This window comes from Luteimonas sp. A501 (assembly GCF_054052085.1).
Genome location: NZ_JBSVRI010000001.1, coordinates 643,291 through 661,362, shown reverse-complemented (window position 1 = coordinate 661,362; position 18,072 = coordinate 643,291). Strand labels below are relative to the sequence as shown.

Genomic DNA, 18,072 nt, shown 5'->3' with positions numbered 1-18,072 from the left:
ACGGCGATGCAGGCGACGCTGCTGACCAACCTCCTGCTGCCACTGGCGCTGGGGGTGATCATGCTCGGGCTCGGGATGGGCCTGACCATTGACGATTTCCGGCGCGTGGCGCGCTATCCCAAGGCGGTGCTGACCGGCCTGGCCCTGCAGACCCTGATCCTGCCCTGGGTGGCCTTCGGCCTGGCACTGGGCTTCGGGCTGCGGCCGGCGCTCGCGGTCGGGCTGATGCTGCTGGCGGCTTCACCGGGCGGCGCCACGGCGAACATCTACAGCCACCTGGCACGCGGCGACGTGGCGCTCAACATCACGTTGACTGCGATCAACAGCCTGCTCTGCCTGCTGACCCTGCCGGTGATCCTCAACCTGTCGCTCGAGTATTTCGTGGGCGCCGGCCAGTACGTCCCGCCGCCGGTGGCGAAGGTGGTCGAAGTCGGCGTGATCATCCTGTTGCCGGTCGCTGCGGGCATGGCCGTGCGCCACTTCGCGCCGGGGTTCGCGGCGAGTTCGGCCAAGCCGCTGAGGCTGCTGTCGGTACTGGTGCTGGCACTGCTGGTCGCGGTGGCGGTGGCGCAGTCCTGGCAGGTGCTGCTGTCGTCGGTGGCCGTGGTCGGCATGGCCTGCCTGCTGTTCAACCTGGCCAGTCTGGGCACAGGGTATGCGGCGCCGCTGGCGCTGAAGCTGCCGCGGCCGCAGGCAGTCGCAATCTCGATGGAGATCGGGATCCACAACGGCACGCTGGCGATCTTCATCGCGCTCAACGTGCTGGGCAACGCCGCGATGGCGATCCCCGCAGCGGTGTACAGCCTGCTGATGTTCTTCACCGCGGCAGCGTTCGCCTGGTGGCTCAACCGGCCCCGCGCGGTCCCGGCGGTGGCCTGACCCGGCTTCCGCGCCTCGTCCCCGGGCGTGCGGGACGAGGCGCGGGGAAGGCGCTTCCGCTCATTCCACCGTCTTGAACTCGCCCCACTCGGCCAACTGCCCGGCGATCGCGTCGCCATCGCCCACCACGATGATGCTCTGCCGCTCCGGCACGAAGTACTTGGCCGCCATCGCCTGCACCTGGCCGGCGGTCACCGCGCGCACCTTGGGCACGAACCCGCCGAGGTATTCCGGCGGCAGTCCGACCAGCCAGTTCGAGGCCAACGATGAAGCCACCGATGCCTGCATCTGGTTGCCGATCAGGTAGCTGCCGGCGACATAGCGCTTCGTGTCATCGAGCTCGGTCGCCGGCACCGGCTCGGTGGCGAGGCGCGCGTACTCGCTGAAGAACTCGGTCAGCGACGCGCCGGTGACCTCGTTGCGAACGTCCGCGGAGCCGACCACGTAGCCGCCCTCGGCCGAGGACGTGGCACCGGCACGGGCACCGTAGGTATACCCCTTCTCCTCGCGCAGGTTCTGCATCACGCGGCTGGAGAAGCTGCCGCCGAGCACGGTGCCCGCGAGCTGCAGCGGAATCGCGTCGGGGTCGCTGGCCGGCACCGCCGGACTCGCCAGCCGCAGGGTCGACTGCACGCTGCCGTCGCGCTGCAGCAGCAGGCGCTGGGCTTCGGCCTGGCGCGGGGCGGCGGGCGTGGCCGCGACGTCGGCAGATCCCTGCGCCTTCCAGTCGCCAAAGGCCTCCTCGGCGAGGCGGAACGCCTCGTCGGCCTCGACCCGGCCGGCCACCACCAGCAGGCTGCGCCCGGGATGGAAGCGCCGCGCGTGCTCGCTGCGCAGCGCTTCGGGCGTCACGGCCGTGATCGACGCTTCGGTGGCCTGCGTGCGCGCGTAGGGATGGTCGCCGTACACCGCCGACAGCAGCGCGCGGGTGGCGCGGAATCCCGGCTGCGCCTCGGCCGCCTTCAGGGCCTGCAGGGCGTTGGCCTGCGCCAGTTTGACCTCGCCTTCCGGGAAGGCCGGCGAGCGCGCGACCTCGGCCAGCAGGGACAGCATCGGGCCGGCATTGGCTGCCAACGCATTGGCATACACGATGGCGCCGTCGCTGTTGACGGTGGCGCCGATGCCACCGCCCTGGGCCTGTGCGAATTCGGCGATCTCGCGCGAATCACGCTCGGCGGTGCCTTCAGGGAGCAGGCCGGCCAGCAGCGAAGCAAAGCCGGGCGCGTCCGGCGCGTCGGCCACGTAGCCGGCGTTGCGCACCGCGAGCACGTAGTCCACGCGCGGGATGCCGTCGCGCGGCACCACCCAGACCTCGAGGCCGTTGGCGAGGGTCCTGCGTGCGATCTCGGGCACCGGCAGCGGCTTGTCGGCCGCGTACGGCGGCAGGTCCTTCGGCAGGTCGGCGGCGGGGCCGGCGACGGCGGCGCCGCAGGCCAGCGCGGAGACGGCCAGGGCGAGCAGGCTGTGCTTGAAGAAGATGGTCATGGAAGTCTCCTCAGTCCTGGCCATTGGTGGCGGGCGTGCCTGCGTCCGCGTCCGCGGCGTCGGTGCCGGCCGTGGCGGCCTGCAGCATCGCTTCGGGCTTGCGGTCGATGACGGTGCGGTTGTCGCGCGTCAGGTAGGTGCGCGCGGCGCGCTGCACGTCGGCCGAGGTCACGGCATCGATCCAGCCGGGGATACGATTGACCACTTGGGCGTCGTCCCACATCAGCTGCAGCTTGGCCAGGGCGTCGGCGCGGGACAGGAAGGACTCCAGGCCGTCGTACCAGTCGGCCAGCATGCGGGTCTTGATGCGGGCCAGCGTGGCGTCGTCGACGCCATCGGCGACCACCTTCGCGATCTCCTCGTCGATGGCGGCCAGCATGGCGTCGGCATCGGTGTCGGGCTTGTACAGCGCGAACACGGTGAACAGCGTCGGGCCGTCGTACTCCCACTCGCTGGTCAGGCCGTAGAGCGAATCGACGTTGAGCGCCAGCTCCCGGCCCTTCACCAGGCCCTGGTACAGGCACGAGGCGTCGCCGTTGGCCAGCAGCGCGCCCAGCACCGCCATCGGCGCCTGGTCGGCGCTGCCGCGGTCGGGCATCTTCCAGGCCACGGCGATCGCCGGCACCTGGGCCAGCTTGTCACCCTGCTGCAGGCGCTTTTCCTGCGTATTGAGGCCTTCGCTGAAATCGGGTGCGGCAGGCGTTTCGCGCCGCGCGATGTCGCCAAAATACTTCTCCGCGAGCGCGAAGCCTTCGTCGGGCGAGATGTCGCCGGCCAGCGAAAGGATCGCGTTGTTCGGCCCGTAATAGTCGCGGTGGAACGCCTTCACGTCCTCCAGGCTGGCGCTTTCAAGATCCTCGAAGCTGCCGTAGCCATCGTGGTTGTTCTCCCACTTCTGGAACGCATGCATGCCGATGTCGATCCACATGAAGCCGCCATAGGGCTGGTTCTGCACGTTGTTGCGGATCTCCTCCTTGACCACGTCCTGCTGGTTCTTCAGCGTCGATTCGCTGAAGTCGAGCATGCGCATGCGGTCGGCCTCGAGCCACAGGATCGGCTCGATCGCGGACGAGGGCGCGATCTCGATGTAGTTGGTGAAGTCGGCGCGGGTGGAGCCGTTGTTGCGCCCGCCGCCGCCCGTGATCACGCGGTCGAACACGCCTTCCGGCGCGTTGGCCGAACCTTCGAACATCAAGTGTTCGAACAGGTGCGCGAAGCCGGTGCGGTTGCGCGGCTCGAGCCGCATGCCGATGCCGTAGACCACGCTGACGCCGACCACGGGCGCGCTGCGGTCCTCGGACACGACCACGGTCAGGCCGTTGTCGAGGGTTTTCGTCGCCACCGGGATATCCCAGCGGTCGGTGTCGGCGGCGAAGGCCGGCGCCGCGATCAGCAGCGCGGACAGCCACGCGATATGCCTGGGCAGTTTCATCTGTCCCCCATCTCCCTTTTGAACGAATCGCGAACATACCGCGGATGCCCGGGCCTGTGGCCGGCCGGACGTCATGCCCGCGACGCAGGGCCGGCATCCGGTGGATACTGCCGCCTTTTCCCTGCCTTGCCGGTGAACAATGCCCCTCCGCGCCCTGCCAACCGCCCTTGCCCTCGCCGTCCTCCTGTCGCCCCGGGCCGGGGCCGCCGCGGAGCCGCCGCTGCCGCAGCTCGAGGCCTACACCGTCCACGAAAGCTGGCGCCAGCCCATCGCACCTGTGCGCATCGCCGACAGCACCTGGTACATCGGCACGGCCAACCTGAGCGCGATCCTGGTAAAGACCCCGGCGGGCGCGATGCTGATCGACGGCGGCATGCCGCAGGCAGCGGACATGCTGCTGCGGCACATGGCCGACCTGGGCGTGGCGCCGGGAGACCTCAAGCTGATCCTGTCCAGCCAGGCCCACGCCGACCACGTTGGCCCCTTCGCCGAAATCCGCCGGAACACCGGGGCCCGCGTCGCCGCGAACGCCGAGTCCGCGGTGCTGCTGGCGCGCGGCGGCAGCAACGACATCCACTTCGGCGACGCCATCACATTCCCGCCGGTACAGGTGGACCGCCTGCTGCTGGACAACGAAGTCGTCGAACTCGGCGGCATGCGCTTCACCGGGCACTTCATGCCCGGGCACACGCCGGGCAGCACGGCCTGGACCTGGACCGATCGCGACGATGGCCGCGACCTGCGCATCGCCTACGCCGACAGCCTGAGCGCTCCGGGATACCAGCTGATCGGCAACCCGCGCTATCCGCGCATCGTCGAGGACTACCGTCGCAGCTTCGACGTGGTCCGCGCCCTGCCCTGCGACCTGCTGCTGACCCCGCATCCGGGCGCCAGCGGCCACGACTTCGCCGACCGGGCGGCATCCAAGCCTATGACCTGCATCGAGTACGCCGATGCCGCAGAGCGCGCCTTCGAAGAGCAGCTCGAGTCCGAGCGGGTGAGCGGCAGGCGCTGAGCGGGCACACGGGACGGGACGGGCTGCGCGCGCCACACCGAAAGAGTGCTTGGCCGCAGCGAATTACGCTTGGCCGGCGCGCTCCGGCTCCGCGGGCTCCTCGCCCTCCTCGATCCCGACGTTGCTCGACGCCCGCTCATATACCTCGCGGTCGAGCAGCCCGGTCTCCTTCGCCACCAGCACCGGCACCAGCACCTGGCCGGTCACGTTGGTCATCGTGCGCATCATGTCGAGGATGCGGTCGATCGCGTAGAGGATGCCAATCGCCTCCAGCGGCAGGCCGGCGGCGCTGATCACCACCGTGGCCATGATCACCGCCGTGCCCGGCACGCCGGCGGTGCCGAAGCTGCCCAGCACCGAAGCCAGCGCGATCAGGAAGTACTGGCCCGTGGACAGCTCGATGCCCATGAACTGGGCGATGAACACCGCGCCCAGCGCCGGGTAGATCGCGCCGCAGCCGTCCATCTTGATGCTCGCGCCCAGCGGCACGGCGAAGCTGGCGTAATCCTTGTTCACGCCCAGGTTGTGCGTGGCCGAGGTCAGCGACAGCGGCAGCGCGGCGAAGCTCGATGACGCCACGAAGCCGATCTGCATCGCCGGCGCCGCGCCGCGGAAGAACTTCAGCGGGTTGAGCCCGTGCGCCAGCAGCAGCCCGGTGTAGACCACCAGGATGTGGAAGGCGCACGCCAGGTACAGGGCGATCACGAACTTGCCCAGCGGGATCAGCTGTTCGAAGCCATAGGTGCCCACCAGCGCCGCGATCAGGCCGAAGGTGCCCAGCGGCGTGGCTTCCAGCACGAAGCGGGTGACCTGGATCATCATCTCGCGCGACTCGTCCATCAGCGCGCGCAGGCGCAGCGTCTTTGCGCCCAGCCTGACCAGGGCGAAGCCGACCAGGCCCGCGAAGAAGATCACCTGCAGGATGGTGAAGTTGCTCGGGACGATGACGCGCTGCCCGTCCTCGGTGCGGCCGGCGCCCAGCGCGGCCATCGCGCGGAACGGGTTCTCCGGGACGATGTTGACCAGCACGTCCAGCGGGCCGGGCACGTCGCGCTGCTGGTAGGTCTCGGCCACCTGCAGGCTGGCCGCATCGACGCCGACGCCGGGCTTGAGCACCAGCCCGAAGGTCAGCCCGACGGCCACCGCCAGCACGGCTGTAATCGCGAACCAGACGAAGGTGCGTGCCGCCAGCGCGGCGATGGAGCGCTGGCCCGCCAGCGAACCCACGGCGCTGACCACCGCGAAGAACACCAGCGGGATGGCGATCATCTTGATCAGGTTGACGTAGACCGTGCCCAGCGGGCCGAACCAGGTCTCCGCCGCCGGTCCGAGCAGCCAGCCGGCAAGCGCGCCGAGCACGAAGCCTGCGGCCACCCGCTGCCAGAACGGGATCTTGAACCAGGCCTTGAGGTGCTTCATCGGCATCCAGCGAAAGTGGCAGTAAGGCACCTTAGCCCATGGCCATCCCGGCAGCGATGACCGTGGCGGAACGCCGGAGTGTCATCACCGGGACGCTGCCTGCCAGCCATAATGTCCCTTCCATCGGCCGCCCGAACCGCGCAGGACCTCCATGACCAGCACCGCACCCCTCTCCCCGGCTTCCATCCGCAACCGCCTGCCCGCCATGCTGACCGTGATGGCGGCCTGTCTCGCGACCGCCTGTGCCACGCAGCCCGCCGGCACCGCCGCTCCCGCAGCCTCCAGCGCCGCCGCGACGCCGGCGTCGTTCCACGTCGACGTGCCCGCGATCAGCCGCCCCGAAGGCGAAACCGCGGCATGGTGGTATCGCAGCGGCGCCGCGCACGCGGCCGCCAACGGTGCCATGGCCGGGCGCGCGAAGAACGTGATCCTGTTCGTGGGCGACGGCATGAGCCTGACCACGGTGGCCGCGGCGCGGATCTACGCCGGCCAGCGCGAGGGCGGCTCCGGCGAGGAGAACCTGCTGTCCTGGGAGCATTTCCCGGCCACCGCATTCTCCAGGACCTACAACACCGACGCACAGACCCCGGACTCGGCGGGCACCATGACCGCCATGGCGTCGGGCGTCAAAAGCCATATCGGGGCGATCGGGGTCAGCGCGGGCGATATCGACGACTGCGCGCAGTCCAGGGGCAACCGGTTGCAGAGCTGGCTTTCGCTGGCCAAGGAAGCCGGTCTCGCCACCGGCATCGTCACCACGGCGCGCCTGACCCATGCCACCCCGGCGGCCACCTATGCCCACGTGCCGAACCGCGGCTGGGAGAGCGATGCGTCGACGCCGGCCGGGATGCACGACGCCGGCTGCGCCGACATCGCCAGCCAGTTCATCAACTTCGCGCGCCACGGAGGCGGCCCGCAGGTGGTGCTTGCCGGCGGCGCCCGCGAGTTCCTTCCCGACGAAGAGGTGCTGCCGGGCATTCGCGGCCAGCGCAAGGACGGCCGCAATCTCGTTTCCGAATGGAAGGCGCTGAATCCCGGCGGCGCGTTCGTCTACACCACCGAGCAGTTCGAAGCCGCGCGTGGTGCGCCGGCCGTGCTGGGCCTGTTCGAGCTCAGCCACATGCAGTACGAGCACGACCGCGACCGTGGACCCGAAGGCGAGCCCGATCTCGAGGCCATGACCCGGTTCGCGATCGAATCGCTGTCTGGCAGCGACGAGGGCTACGTGCTGCTGGTCGAAGGCGCGCGCATCGACCACGCCAACCACGAGGGCAACGCCTATCGCGCCCTGGACGAGACCGCGGCGATGTCGCGCGCCGTGCAGGCGGCGGTGGAGATGACCTCGGCGGAGGACACCCTGGTCGTGGTCACCGCCGACCACTCACACGTGCTGAACTTCGCCGGCTATCCGCGCCGCGGCAATCCGATCCTCGGCAAGGTGCGGGGCGAGGGCGATGGTCCCACGCTGGATGCCCTGGGCCTGCCCTACACCACGCTGAGCTATGCGAACGGCCCCGGCTATGCGGGCGCCAGCAACGCGCAACCCGCGGGCCCCAAGCACCATTACCACGACCTCGAGGCCGCGCAGCCCGCCATCGGTCGCCCGGACCTGGGCCAGGTCGACACCACCCACCCGGACTACCTGCAGGAAGCGCTGGTGCCGCTGGGGTCGGAAACCCACGGCGGCGATGACGTCGGCATCTGGGCACGCGGCCCCGGCAGCGCCGCGTTCCGCGGCACGCTGGAGCAGAACGTCATCTATCACGTGATCGTGCAGGCCACCCCGAAGCTGCGTGCGCAGCTGTGCGCTGCAGGCCATTGCAACGACGACGGCGTACCGGTGGAGCTGCCAAAGGTTGAAGCCTGGCCGGCACACTAGCCGCGACCCTGTGGGAGCGGCTACAGCCGCTCCCACAGTTCAGAATGGCTTCGCCAGCACCAGCCAGACGATGACCAGCAGGATCAGCACCGGCAGTTCATTGCGGATCCGCAGCATCTTCGTGGAAGGAAGGCTGCCGCCACGCGCGGCGGCCTTCAGCTGGCGACCTTCAAAGATGTACATCGCGAACATCACCGCGACCAGCAGCAGCTTCGCGTGCAGCCAGCCCGTGCCGCTGCCGACCATGGTCGGGAACTCCGGGATCACGCGGTAACCGAGCCACAGCACGATGCCCGCGACCACGGCCAGTCCGAACATCACGTGCCCGAAGCGGTACAGGCGGCGGCCCATCAGCAGCAGGCGCTCGCGCACCGCAGCGTTGCCGCCGTCCTCGGCGATGTTGATCAGGATCCGCGGCAGGTAGAACGCGGCGGCGACCCAGGCCATCACCAGCACGATGTGGACGGCCTTGACCCAGAAATAGCTCTGCATTTGCTTGAAACCCCTTGGAGTAATGCGCGACAGGATCGCACGGAGGCGGCCGCAGCCGGTATCGTGCGCGCCCATGGACAAGACCTACGACCAGGACTATTTCGACCGCTGGTACCGCCAGGGCGGCATCGGCGGACGCCAGCGGCTGGCCCGCAAGATCGCGCTGGCCGTGGCCACCGCCGAATACCACCTCGAGCGCCCGCTGCGCACCGTGCTCGACATCGGCTGCGGTGAAGGCGCCTGGCGCGCGCCGCTGCTGAAGCTGCGCCCGAAGCTGCGCTACATCGGCTTCGACAGCAGCGAGTACGCGATCAGCCGCCACGGCGCGCGCCGCAACCTGCACTTCGCGCGCTTTTCGGACTTCGAACACCTCCGCCCCTGCCCGCCGGCCGACCTGGTGGTCTGCAGCGACGTGCTGCACTACCTGCCGGCGCGCGAGATCGATCGCGGACTGCCCGGCCTGGCGGAGCTCTGCGGCGGCGTCGCCTTCCTCGAGGCCTTCGCCCGCGAGGACGCCGCCGAGGGCGACGAGGACGGATTCATCGGCCGCCCCGGCGCCTTCTACCGGCGCCGCTTCCAGGCCGCCGGCTTCCGTGCACTGGGCTCGCACTGCTGGCTGGCCCCCGCCCTGGTGCCCGGCGCAACCGCGCTCGAACTGGCCTGAACAGGGGCCCGGGTCATGTGACGAAAGGCCGACACCGGCCCCCGCCCGCCTGCGTTATGCTGCAGCGCGCAATGAACGAGCACGCCCGCCGATGATGTACCAGCTGCACGAATTCAACCGCACCCTGCTTGCCCCGTTCACGGAACTGGCGCAGGCCAACGCGAAGATCTTCGGCACCGACGGCACCTGGTTGTCCTCGATCCCCGGCGCGCCGCGCATGGCGGCCGCCAACGAGCTGCTGCACCGCATCGGCAAGGACTACGAGAAGCCGCCCTTCGCCATCCACCAGGTGGCCAAGGACGGGCATGACGTGCCGGTGGTGGAAAAGGTCGCGCTCGACAAGCCCTTCTGCCGCCTGCTGCGCTTCAAGCGCTACACCGACGACGCGCAGAACATCCTCGGCATGAAGGACCAGCCCACCGTGCTGGTGGTCGCGCCGCTGTCCGGCCACCACGCCACCCTGCTGCGCGACACCGTGCGCACGCTGCTGCCCGACCACAAGGTCTACATCACCGACTGGGTCGATGCGCGCATGGTGCCCAAGGACGCCGGCACGTTCACGCTTGACGACTACGTCGCCTACATCCAGGAATTCATCCGCCACATCGGCGCCGAGCGCCTGCACGTGATGAGCGTCTGCCAGCCGACGGTTCCGGTGCTGGCCGCGGTCTCGCTGATGGCGTCGCGCGGTGAAGAACTGCCGCGCTCGATGGTGATGATGGGCGGCCCGATCGACACCCGCGAGTCGCCCACCGCGGTCAACAACCTGGCGGCGAAGAAGCCGCTGTCGTGGTTCGAGAACAACGTGATCCACGTGGTGCCGCCGAACTATCCCGGCCACGGCCGCCGCGTGTACCCGGGCTTCCTGCAGCACACCGGCTTCGTGGCGATGAACCCCGAGCGCCACTTCATGTCGCACTGGGACTTCTACCAGGACCTGGTCAAGGGCGACCAGGAGGACGCGCAGTCACATCGCAAGTTCTACGACGAGTACAACGCCGTGCTCGACATGCCGGCCGAGTACTACCTCGACACCATCCGCGTGGCCTTCCAGGAACACCTGCTGCCGCGCGGCGAGTGGGACGTGGCCGGTGAACGCGTCGACCCGTCGGCGATCAAGGGCTGCGCGCTGATGACCATCGAAGGCGAGCTCGACGACATCTCGGGCCTGGGCCAGACCCGCGCCGCGCACGATCTGTGCACCGGCATCGCCGACGCGGACCGCGAACATCTGACCGTGGATGGCGCCGGCCACTACGGCATCTTCAGCGGCCGCCGCTGGCGCACCCAGGTCTATCCGAAGGTGCGCGACTTCTTCGCCAGCCATGACGCGGCGCCGGCCAAGCAGGTCGTACCGCTGAAGCGCCCCGCACCGGCACGCGCCGCCAAGGCGACCCGCACCGGCGCGAAGCGCCGCTGAAACCGGCGCCGACCGCTCAGGAATACTGGGCGGTCTTCACCAGCAGGTGCTTGGCCAGCAGGCCGTGCACGCGGCCGATGCCCCGGGCCACGTGCAGGGTCACGAACAGCAGCAGCACGCCTGACAGCGCGAGCAGCGGCAGCAGCCAGGGCGCGTCGGCCGGAACGTCGATGCCGAACATCCATACGTTCAGATGGATACCCGGCAGCAGCGCCAGCGGGGTCGCCAGCAGGCTCACTCCGATGCTGACCATCGCGGCCGCGATGGTGAAGTAGATGATCCCCAGGGGCAGCATCAGCAGCATGTACAGCAGCGTGCTCCAGGTGCGCGGGTCGGTGAACATGTCGCCGATCCGCCGCCAGATGCCGCGTCCCCGCGCGCTGTACAACGGCCGCCGCGGCATGCGCTCGCCCAGCATGACCTCCACCATCCGGCCTTCCACCAGCGACAGCACGCGGATCGAACCGAAGAACAGGATCACGAACGGAATGCCGATGATCAGGATCCCAAGCCCGATCGACATCGAGATCCCGGTCACCACCCAGGTGAAGTAGAAGATACCCGTGGCCAGCGCCAGCACCATGTAGAACAGCGAGGCGTAGGCCCGCGGATCGGCGGCGACGCCGAAGAAGCGGCCCAGCACCGACTTGCGCTCCACCGGCCGCGGCGGCCGCAGCGCGGTCTGCACCGTCACCTCGGTATCGCGGTAGATGTCCGCGACTTCGTCGGGTGCGCCATACGTCGACGCGACCGCGGCGATGACCTCGGCCTCCGACCGGCCGGGGTTCTCGGCAAGCTCGGAACGCAGGTATTCCTCGGCGTCGTACAGCGCGTCCTGGATCATCGCCGGGTCGGCACCGGCCAGTGAGCGCCGCAGCTGTTCGAGGTATTCGGGAATGGTGTGCGGCAGGCTGTTCATCACGGGGTCCCCTCCAGGACGGTATCGACGGAATCGCGGGTCGCGCGCCAGGCGGCGGCCCATTCGCGCAGGGCGGCCTGCCCTGCCTCGGTCATGCGGTAATAGCGCCGCGGCGGCCCCGACTCCGAGGGCCCGACGTGGCTGGACAGCAGTCCGGTCGCCTCCAGGTTGCGCAGCACCGGGTACAGCGCACTCTGCTTGCCGCTGAGCACGCCCTCGCCGAAGCGCTCCAGGCTCTTGGCGATCTGGTAGCCGTACATCGGCTCCTCGGCGCGGGACAGCACGGCCAGAAGGGCCAGGGCGACCACGCCGGAGCTCAGCTCGCGCTGGAACTTGCGCATCGCGGCGTCGATGTCGGGTGGGGGCGGCTGTTCGACCATGGCTGGATGCTAGTGCGAACTTCCATATAGTGAATGTGCCGATAGTCAGGACCACGAGCGAATCGGCAACAATCGCGGCAACCCGACCGGAGTCACGACGTGCACCGAAGCCACCGCATCCGCCCCCTGGCCCTCGTGGCCGCCCTGTTCTGCAGCGCTGCCGCCGCGTCCCCCGGTTCCGACCCTGCCAGCGAACCGGCCCAGGCCGGCACGGCGCCTGCAAGCGCGGAGGCCGCCACGGCACAGGCCGGAACCCTGGCGATCCGCCCCAGGACCACGCAGGAGCTGCTCGATGCCTCGCTGCCCACCGATTGGCGCCGCCCGGATCCCGCCAGCACCCTGTACATGGAACTCGAAGACGGCCGCGTGGTGATCGAGCTCGCGCCCGACTTCGCGCCGGAGCACGTCGCCAACATCCGCACCCTGGCGAAGGAAGGCTTTTGGGACGGACTGGCGATCTACCGCTCGCAGGACAACTTCGTGGTCCAGTTCGGCGACATCACCGATGAAGGCGGGGTGCCGAAGCCGATCGGCAGCGCGAAGGCTGTCCTGCCTGCGGAGTTCTCGCGCCAGAGCGAAGGCCTCCCCTTCCACGCCCTGCCCGACCCCGACGGCTGGGCGCCGGAGACCGGGTTCGCCGCCGGCTTCCCCGCCGCGCGCGATCCGGCTCAAGGCCAGGCCTGGATGGCGCACTGCTACGGCACGCTCGGCGCCGGGCGCGACATGGCCGCCGATTCCAGCAACGGCACCGAGCTCTATGTGGTCATCGGCCAGGCCCCGCGCCAGCTCGACCGCAACATCACCCAGGTCGGCCGGGTGCTGCAGGGCATGGAGTTGCTGAGCGTGGTACCGCGCGGCACCGGTCCGCTCGGCTTCCACGAGTACGCCGCACAACGCGTGCCGATCAAGGCGGTGCGCCTGGCGTCCGAAATCCCCGCGGCCGAACGCACCGACATCCAGGTGCTGCGCACCGACACGCCGCTGTTCGACGCCGTGGTCGAGTCGCGCCGGAACCGCCGCGACGACTGGTACCTGCAGCCGGCCGGGCACATCGACCTGTGCAACATCACTGTGCCGGTGCGTGCGCCGCCGGCTGCCTGAGGGGCGCGGCATGCGGCCCGTCACGCGGCCTTGGCCTGCGGCTTCCTAGCCTGCAGTCCCGGCCCCCGACGGCCACCGAAACCCCAGAGGATCGCCCGCGATGGCCCTGCTCCGAATCCGCCTCACCGGCAGCGACGACACCACGCGCGCCGTCATGAACCTGCTGCAGAGCCTCGACGGAATCGAGCACGTCGAAGAGATCAACGACCTCATGCCACAGCTCGACGACGCCGACTCGAGCTCGGCCGGCCTGAGCGACGTCGGCGGTCCGCAAGGCCACACGATCGAGGTCGATGCGCCCAACCCGTCGACCGCACGTCGCGTGCGCGAAGCCGTCGAGGCGCTGGCGTTCGACCTCGACGCGCTGGTCGAGTTCGAGGAAGAAGACGAGGACTGAGTCCGGGAGTGCGGCGACCCGCGACCGTTCCGCAACTCAGCCCCGACGACGTCTCCGCCAGCGCCGGACAAGCGCCACCAGCCCCAGCAGCACACCGGACAGTGGCAGCAGGAACGCCGTCGCACGGATCGTCCATGCGGTGCCGGTGGCGAGGGTGCCGGCGAAATCGCGCAGTGCCTGTGCAACCTCGCCGCGCGCCGCCTGGCTGCGGGTAGCATTGAAGTCGATGGTCAACAGCTGGGTGTCGATACGACGGCGATGCTGCGCCGCCTCGCGTTCGGCGCCTTCCAGCTGCGCCTCGACCGAGGCCAAGCGTTCCGACAGGGTGATCATGTCGCCCACCGAAAGGTCGCCGCGTGCCTGGAATTCGCCCAGTCGCTCCGACTCCTTGAGCAGCCGCTCCCGTGCCAGAGAGTTGTCGCGCACCACCACGGCCAGGTCTTCGGCGCGCGTGCTGCGCGTGCCGGGCTCGGTGCCGTCGCCAGCCAGTTCGATCATCGGTTCGACGCCCGCTGGCACAATGCGCATGCCGATGCGGCCCGAAGGGTGGTCGCCCCCTTGGCGATAGACATCGAGGACCACGCACTGGCCGAAACGACCGTCGCGGCAGGCCGCCTGCACTGCCTCGACGCGTTCGGCAATGCGGCTGCCCGCCACCCTGACGCCGGCGGTGTGCTCATACGCCAGGTAGGCCGCAGCGGCATTGTCACCGGTATCGGGCGGCGCCATGGCCGTTTGCGCCGCGCCTACAGCCGACAGTTCGGCCTGTGTCACGTCCTTCGAGCAGGCCACCACCAGCAGGAGACCGGCACCGAGACACAGTCCCCGCAGCACGCGACTATCCATCCAACGGGTCCTTTCCCTTGCAGGGGTCTTTGAGCGCGATGGATCGCAAGGTAAACCATCAGCCCGGGCGTCGGCATCCCGCCGGCCCTATGCTGGGCGATTGCCACCGCACCACGAGACCCACCATGTCCCGACCGCTGCTCGCTGCATCCCTGCTTGCGCTTGCCCTCGCCGCCTGCCAGGGCCAGGCTCCCGCGACTCCGTCCGGCGACGCCGCGGCCGTTTCCACCGTTGGCGCCGACAGCGCGCAGGACCAGGCCTTCGCCGCGGTCTCCGCGCGCTTCCTCGACGAGGGCCTGGCCCTGTCCCCGGTATCCGCCACGCAGATCGGCGACCACCGCTTCGACTCCGAACTCGACGACCTTGGGGCCGAAGGCCGGAAGAAGTCCGCCGACTGGACCCGCGGCATGCTCGCCGAGCTCGATGCGATCGATGCCGCCGCGCTCTCCCGCGAGAACCAGGTCGACGCGCTGATCCTGCGCAACATGCTTGAGGGTTCGCTGTGGGACCTGGAGACCATGCAGGGCTGGGCCTGGGATCCACAGGCCTACAGCGGCCTCGCCGGCGGCGCGATCTACAGCCTGATGGCTCGCGAGTTCGCGCCGCTGCCCGAGCGCCTGAAGTCCGCGACCGCGCGCATGGAAAAGATCCCGGCGCTGCTGGCGCAGGCGCGCGAGAACCTCGATCCGGCGCGCGTGCCCCGCACCCACGCCGAAACCGTCGCCAGCCAGAACAAAGGCATCTTCACCCTGATCGACACCTTCATCACTCCGCATGCCGATGAGCTGCAGGGCGCCGACCGTGAGCGCCTGGACGCGGCCATCGCCGCGCTGCGCCCCGCGGTGGAGGAGCACCAGGCCTGGCTTGACGAGACGCTGGTGCCGAACGCGAAGGGCGAGTTCCGGATCGGCGCCGAACGCTACGACCAGAAGCTGCGCTTCTCGCTGAACTCCTCGCTGGGCCGCGAGGAGATCCGCAGCCGCGCCGAAGCCGAACTGGCACGCGTGCGCGACGAGATGTACGACGTGGCGAAGATCGTGCTGACGGATCGCGAAGGCGCGCCGGACATGCCGGAGCAGCCCACCGAAGACCAGCGCCAGGTCGCGATCGAAGCGGCGATGGAGCTTGCCAACGAAGACCGCCCGGGGCGGGACGAGGTCGTGGACTTTGCGAAATACACCCTCGACGTCGCCACTGACTTCGTGCGCGAACACGACATCGTCACCATGCCCGACGACCCGGTGAAGATCATCCTGATGCCGGAGTTCCAGCGCGGCTTCTCGGTGGCCTATTGCGACTCGCCGGGTCCGCTGGACAAGGGCCTGGACACCTATTACGCGATCTCGCCGATCCCGGAAGGCTGGGACGACGCCCAAGTGACCTCGTTCCTGCGCGAATACAACAAGCGCATGATCCACGTGCTCAGCATCCACGAAGCGATGCCCGGCCATTACCTTGAAGGTGCGCACTCGGCCAATCATCCTTCCACGCTGCGCGCGGCGCTGCGTTCGGGTCCGTTCGCCGAAGGCTGGGCGGTGTACACCGAGCGCGTGATCGCCGACGCCGGCTACCTCGACAACGACCCGCTATTCCGCCTGATGCAGCTGAAGTTCTACGCGCGCTCGGTCGGCAACGCGATCCTCGACCAGGGCATCCACGTCGACAACTGGACCAAGGAGCAGGCGATGGACCTGATGGTCCGCCAGACCTTCCAGCAGCAGAGCGAGGCCGAGGGCAAGTGGATCCGGGCGCAGCTGTCATCGACCCAGCTGGCCACCTACTTCGTCGGCGCGCAGGAGCACTTCGACATGCGCCGCGCGGTCGAAGAGAAGGAAGGCGACGCCTTCGAGATGAAGCGCTACCACGACGCCGTCCTGGCCACCGGCGCCCCACCCGTCCGCTTCACCCGCCAGCTCCTGCTGGACGAACCGATCCTGTAGGAGCAACTAAAGCTGCGACCCGGATCCCTCGAACCTGCAGGAGCAGCTATGGCTGCGACCGCGTCCCAACCTGTGGGAGCGGCTATAGCCGCGACTTCTTGGCCTTGTGGTCGCGGCTATAGCCGCTCCTACAACAGCTGGGCCGTCAGTCTTTTTCGGGTACCAGGCGCAGGTCGTGGAAGTCGAAGCTGAAGTCGGTCAGCGGCGACACCGCTTCCATCCGCGCTTCACGCACCTTGCCGTCGTGATCGAGGTTGAAGTCGACGAAGGCATCGGCGTTGAGCGTGCGATCGCGCCAGCGCACGATGAAGCTGTCGTGTTGCCAGTGCTCGAGGTCGCCGACCAGCTGCGGAGTGCGGCTGAAGCGCATTTCCAGGCCCTTGCGACCTTCGGCCACGATGACGTCGCCATACCAGGGGTCGCGATAGGTGTCGGCATAGCCGGCCAGCGGCAGCGAGGGCTTCGAACGCGCGTCGCGGGCGGCCTGGTGCTTCGCCCAGTCCTCTTCGGCCTTGTCGCCGCCCTTGGCGATCGCCGCGGAATAGGCCGCGACCCAGTCGGTCTCCGGCGCCTGCATGTAGGCGTCCAGCACATGCATCGTGATCGCGTTGAACGCAGCGCCGACTTCCTGGTTGGTCAGCACCACCACGCCCAGGTCCAGCTCCGGCACCAGCGTCAGGCGCGAGACCATGCCCGGCCAGCCGCCGGTGTGCCAGACCAGGCGCTGGCCGCGGTAGTCGCTGAGGCTCCAGGCCTCGCCGTAGCCGGCGAAGTTCGGCTTCGTGGCGGCCAGCTCAGGGACCGCAGGCTCGCGGATCGGGATCGGCGTCACCAACGACCACATCGCCTCGTGGCGCTTGGCGCTGAACAGCCGATTGGCATCATCGCCCTCGCCTTCAAGCACGCCACCGTCCAGCTGCACGCGCATCCACTTCGCCATGTCGTTGACGCTGGAGTAGATGCCGCCGGCGGCGGTGTTGTTCGACCAGGACATCGCCGGCACCGGTTCCGGATCGCCGCTGAAGCCCGGCCGCGCGTGGCCCGTGGCGACGTTGGTGTCGGTCGGGCGCAGCGCGTTGCTGTCGATGCGGGTGCCGGCCATGCCCACCGGCGTGAAGAGCCGCTCGCGCACGAAGTCGGCGTAGGGCTGTCCGGACACATCCTCGATCACCAGCTGCGCCACCGCGTAGAGCACGTTGTCGTAGGCATAGCGGTCGCGGAAGCCGCCTTCGATCGGCACCTGCGCCAGGCGCTCGACCACGTCGCGGGTGCTGTAGTCCGACGGCGGCCAGAACAGCAGGTCGCCGGCCCCAAGGCCCAGGCCGCTGCGGTGAACCAGCAGGTCGCGGATGCGCATCTCGCGGGTGACGTAGGCGTCGGACATGCGGAACCAGGGCAGGTGGTCGATCACGCGGTCGTCGAGCTTGAGCTTGCCCTCGTCGGCCAGGATCGACAGCGATGCCGAGGTGAAGGCCTTGGTGATCGAGGCGATCGAGAACAGGGTGTCGGCATCCACCGCTTCGGGCTTGCCGACCTCGCGCTGGCCCCAACCGCCGGCGAATACCACCTCGCCATCCTTCACCACGGCCACCGCGATGCCGGGAACCTTGAAGGTGTCCCGCACTGCTTCAACCTGCGCATCAAGGCCGCCGAGCGGCGCGGGCGGTGCGTCCTGCGCGGCCGCGCCCGGTGACAGGAGGATGGCCGAGGACAGCAGCAGGGAGACGGCGAGGACGGTGTCTGGCGTGCGCATTGGCGGGGTTACCGGCTTGGACTGCCCGCCAGTATCGGCGACTGCGCTCCG

Annotated in this window: 16 protein-coding genes; 8 read left to right on the top strand and 8 right to left on the bottom strand. The window is 69.1% G+C overall.

The window, feature by feature from the left end; translation table 11 throughout:
* Positions 1-6: 6 nt before the first annotated feature.
* The gene (locus tag ACW7G5_RS03015) at positions 7-879 is read left to right on the top strand and encodes a bile acid:sodium symporter family protein (protein ID WP_457001691.1); all 873 of its coding nucleotides are present in this window, start codon (positions 7-9) and stop codon (positions 877-879) included.
* A gap of 60 nt (positions 880-939) precedes the next feature.
* Here ACW7G5_RS03015 and ACW7G5_RS03010 read toward each other — a convergent pair whose 3' ends face one another.
* The gene (locus ACW7G5_RS03010) at positions 940-2,364 is read right to left on the bottom strand and encodes a M16 family metallopeptidase (protein WP_457001689.1); all 1,425 of its coding nucleotides are present in this window, start codon (positions 2,362-2,364) and stop codon (positions 940-942) included.
* A gap of 10 nt (positions 2,365-2,374) precedes the next feature.
* The gene (locus ACW7G5_RS03005; RefSeq protein WP_457001688.1) at positions 2,375-3,796 is read right to left on the bottom strand and encodes a M16 family metallopeptidase; all 1,422 of its coding nucleotides are present in this window, start codon (positions 3,794-3,796) and stop codon (positions 2,375-2,377) included.
* 139 nt (positions 3,797-3,935) lie between these two features.
* On the opposite strand from ACW7G5_RS03005, the gene bla reads away from it, so the two are divergent.
* Positions 3,936-4,811: a subclass B3 metallo-beta-lactamase gene (gene bla / locus ACW7G5_RS03000; RefSeq protein WP_457001686.1), complete on the top strand. Its 876-nt coding sequence runs from the start codon at positions 3,936-3,938 to the stop codon at positions 4,809-4,811.
* A 63-nt stretch (positions 4,812-4,874) separates the two neighbouring features.
* Here the strand turns inward: bla and ACW7G5_RS02995 are convergent, their stop codons facing one another.
* On the bottom strand, positions 4,875-6,230 hold the full coding sequence (locus ACW7G5_RS02995; RefSeq protein WP_457001684.1) for a dicarboxylate/amino acid:cation symporter: 1,356 nt from the start codon (positions 6,228-6,230) through the stop codon (positions 4,875-4,877).
* Between the two features lie 151 nt (positions 6,231-6,381).
* Here ACW7G5_RS02995 and ACW7G5_RS02990 point away from each other — a divergent pair, with 151 nt between their 5' ends.
* Entirely contained in the window at positions 6,382-8,109 is a 1,728-nt protein-coding gene (locus ACW7G5_RS02990) for an alkaline phosphatase (RefSeq protein ID WP_457001682.1), read from the top strand.
* A gap of 39 nt (positions 8,110-8,148) precedes the next feature.
* Here ACW7G5_RS02990 and ACW7G5_RS02985 read toward each other — a convergent pair whose 3' ends face one another.
* Entirely contained in the window at positions 8,149-8,601 is a 453-nt protein-coding gene (locus tag ACW7G5_RS02985; RefSeq protein WP_457002842.1) for a CopD family protein, read from the bottom strand.
* A 73-nt stretch (positions 8,602-8,674) separates the two neighbouring features.
* Here ACW7G5_RS02985 and ACW7G5_RS02980 point away from each other — a divergent pair, with 73 nt between their 5' ends.
* On the top strand, positions 8,675-9,265 hold the full coding sequence (locus ACW7G5_RS02980) for a class I SAM-dependent DNA methyltransferase (RefSeq protein WP_457001680.1): 591 nt from the start codon (positions 8,675-8,677) through the stop codon (positions 9,263-9,265).
* A gap of 91 nt (positions 9,266-9,356) precedes the next feature.
* A complete protein-coding gene (locus ACW7G5_RS02975; protein ID WP_457001678.1) occupies positions 9,357-10,685 on the top strand; it encodes a polyhydroxyalkanoate depolymerase in 1,329 nt (442 codons plus the stop codon).
* A 16-nt stretch (positions 10,686-10,701) separates the two neighbouring features.
* Here ACW7G5_RS02975 and ACW7G5_RS02970 read toward each other — a convergent pair whose 3' ends face one another.
* Together ACW7G5_RS02970 and ACW7G5_RS02965 are read right to left on the bottom strand one after the other, a co-directional pair.
* Entirely contained in the window at positions 10,702-11,604 is a 903-nt protein-coding gene (locus ACW7G5_RS02970; RefSeq protein WP_457001676.1) for a sensor domain-containing protein, read from the bottom strand.
* Positions 11,604-11,984, bottom strand: coding sequence for a PadR family transcriptional regulator (locus ACW7G5_RS02965; RefSeq protein WP_457001674.1), 381 nt, complete (start codon positions 11,982-11,984; stop codon positions 11,604-11,606). Before ACW7G5_RS02965 ends, ACW7G5_RS02970 begins: the two co-directional genes overlap by 1 nt.
* Before the next feature lie 99 nt (positions 11,985-12,083).
* Here ACW7G5_RS02965 and ACW7G5_RS02960 point away from each other — a divergent pair, with 99 nt between their 5' ends.
* Positions 12,084-13,085 (top strand): peptidylprolyl isomerase, encoded by a 1,002-nt coding sequence (locus ACW7G5_RS02960; protein ID WP_457001672.1) that lies wholly within the window; start codon positions 12,084-12,086, stop codon positions 13,083-13,085.
* Positions 13,086-13,185: 100 nt separating this feature from the next.
* The gene (locus ACW7G5_RS02955; protein WP_457001671.1) at positions 13,186-13,482 is read left to right on the top strand and encodes a hypothetical protein; all 297 of its coding nucleotides are present in this window, start codon (positions 13,186-13,188) and stop codon (positions 13,480-13,482) included.
* Positions 13,483-13,518: 36 nt separating this feature from the next.
* Here the strand turns inward: ACW7G5_RS02955 and ACW7G5_RS02950 are convergent, their stop codons facing one another.
* Positions 13,519-14,328 carry a DUF4349 domain-containing protein gene (locus ACW7G5_RS02950; RefSeq protein ID WP_457001669.1) on the bottom strand — a complete coding sequence of 270 codons (810 nt, stop codon included), beginning with the start codon at positions 14,326-14,328 and terminating at the stop codon, positions 13,519-13,521.
* A 125-nt stretch (positions 14,329-14,453) separates the two neighbouring features.
* Here ACW7G5_RS02950 and ACW7G5_RS02945 point away from each other — a divergent pair, with 125 nt between their 5' ends.
* Entirely contained in the window at positions 14,454-16,268 is a 1,815-nt protein-coding gene (locus ACW7G5_RS02945; RefSeq protein WP_457001667.1) for a DUF885 domain-containing protein, read from the top strand.
* Positions 16,269-16,413: 145 nt separating this feature from the next.
* On the opposite strand, the gene ACW7G5_RS02940 is transcribed toward ACW7G5_RS02945, so the two are convergent.
* The gene (locus ACW7G5_RS02940) at positions 16,414-18,021 is read right to left on the bottom strand and encodes a serine hydrolase (RefSeq protein ID WP_457001666.1); all 1,608 of its coding nucleotides are present in this window, start codon (positions 18,019-18,021) and stop codon (positions 16,414-16,416) included.
* Positions 18,022-18,072 lie beyond the last annotated feature (51 nt).

What these genes read in the sequence shown, in the direction of transcription:
- ACW7G5_RS03015 (WP_457001691.1), top strand. Translation starts at nt 7, where the DNA reads ATGCAGGCGACGCTGCTGACCAACCTCCTGCTGCCACTGGCGCTGGGG.
- ACW7G5_RS03010 (WP_457001689.1), bottom strand. Translation starts at nt 2,364, where the DNA reads ATGACCATCTTCTTCAAGCACAGCCTGCTCGCCCTGGCCGTCTCCGCG.
- ACW7G5_RS03005 (WP_457001688.1), bottom strand. Translation starts at nt 3,796, where the DNA reads ATGAAACTGCCCAGGCATATCGCGTGGCTGTCCGCGCTGCTGATCGCG.
- bla (WP_457001686.1), top strand. Translation starts at nt 3,936, where the DNA reads ATGCCCCTCCGCGCCCTGCCAACCGCCCTTGCCCTCGCCGTCCTCCTG.
- ACW7G5_RS02995 (WP_457001684.1), bottom strand. Translation starts at nt 6,230, where the DNA reads ATGAAGCACCTCAAGGCCTGGTTCAAGATCCCGTTCTGGCAGCGGGTG.
- ACW7G5_RS02990 (WP_457001682.1), top strand. Translation starts at nt 6,382, where the DNA reads ATGACCAGCACCGCACCCCTCTCCCCGGCTTCCATCCGCAACCGCCTG.
- ACW7G5_RS02985 (WP_457002842.1), bottom strand. Translation starts at nt 8,601, where the DNA reads ATGCAGAGCTATTTCTGGGTCAAGGCCGTCCACATCGTGCTGGTGATG.
- ACW7G5_RS02980 (WP_457001680.1), top strand. Translation starts at nt 8,675, where the DNA reads ATGGACAAGACCTACGACCAGGACTATTTCGACCGCTGGTACCGCCAG.
- ACW7G5_RS02975 (WP_457001678.1), top strand. Translation starts at nt 9,357, where the DNA reads ATGATGTACCAGCTGCACGAATTCAACCGCACCCTGCTTGCCCCGTTC.
- ACW7G5_RS02970 (WP_457001676.1), bottom strand. Translation starts at nt 11,604, where the DNA reads ATGAACAGCCTGCCGCACACCATTCCCGAATACCTCGAACAGCTGCGG.
- ACW7G5_RS02965 (WP_457001674.1), bottom strand. Translation starts at nt 11,984, where the DNA reads ATGGTCGAACAGCCGCCCCCACCCGACATCGACGCCGCGATGCGCAAG.
- ACW7G5_RS02955 (WP_457001671.1), top strand. Translation starts at nt 13,186, where the DNA reads ATGGCCCTGCTCCGAATCCGCCTCACCGGCAGCGACGACACCACGCGC.
- ACW7G5_RS02950 (WP_457001669.1), bottom strand. Translation starts at nt 14,328, where the DNA reads ATGGATAGTCGCGTGCTGCGGGGACTGTGTCTCGGTGCCGGTCTCCTG.
- ACW7G5_RS02945 (WP_457001667.1), top strand. Translation starts at nt 14,454, where the DNA reads ATGTCCCGACCGCTGCTCGCTGCATCCCTGCTTGCGCTTGCCCTCGCC.
- ACW7G5_RS02940 (WP_457001666.1), bottom strand. Translation starts at nt 18,021, where the DNA reads ATGCGCACGCCAGACACCGTCCTCGCCGTCTCCCTGCTGCTGTCCTCG.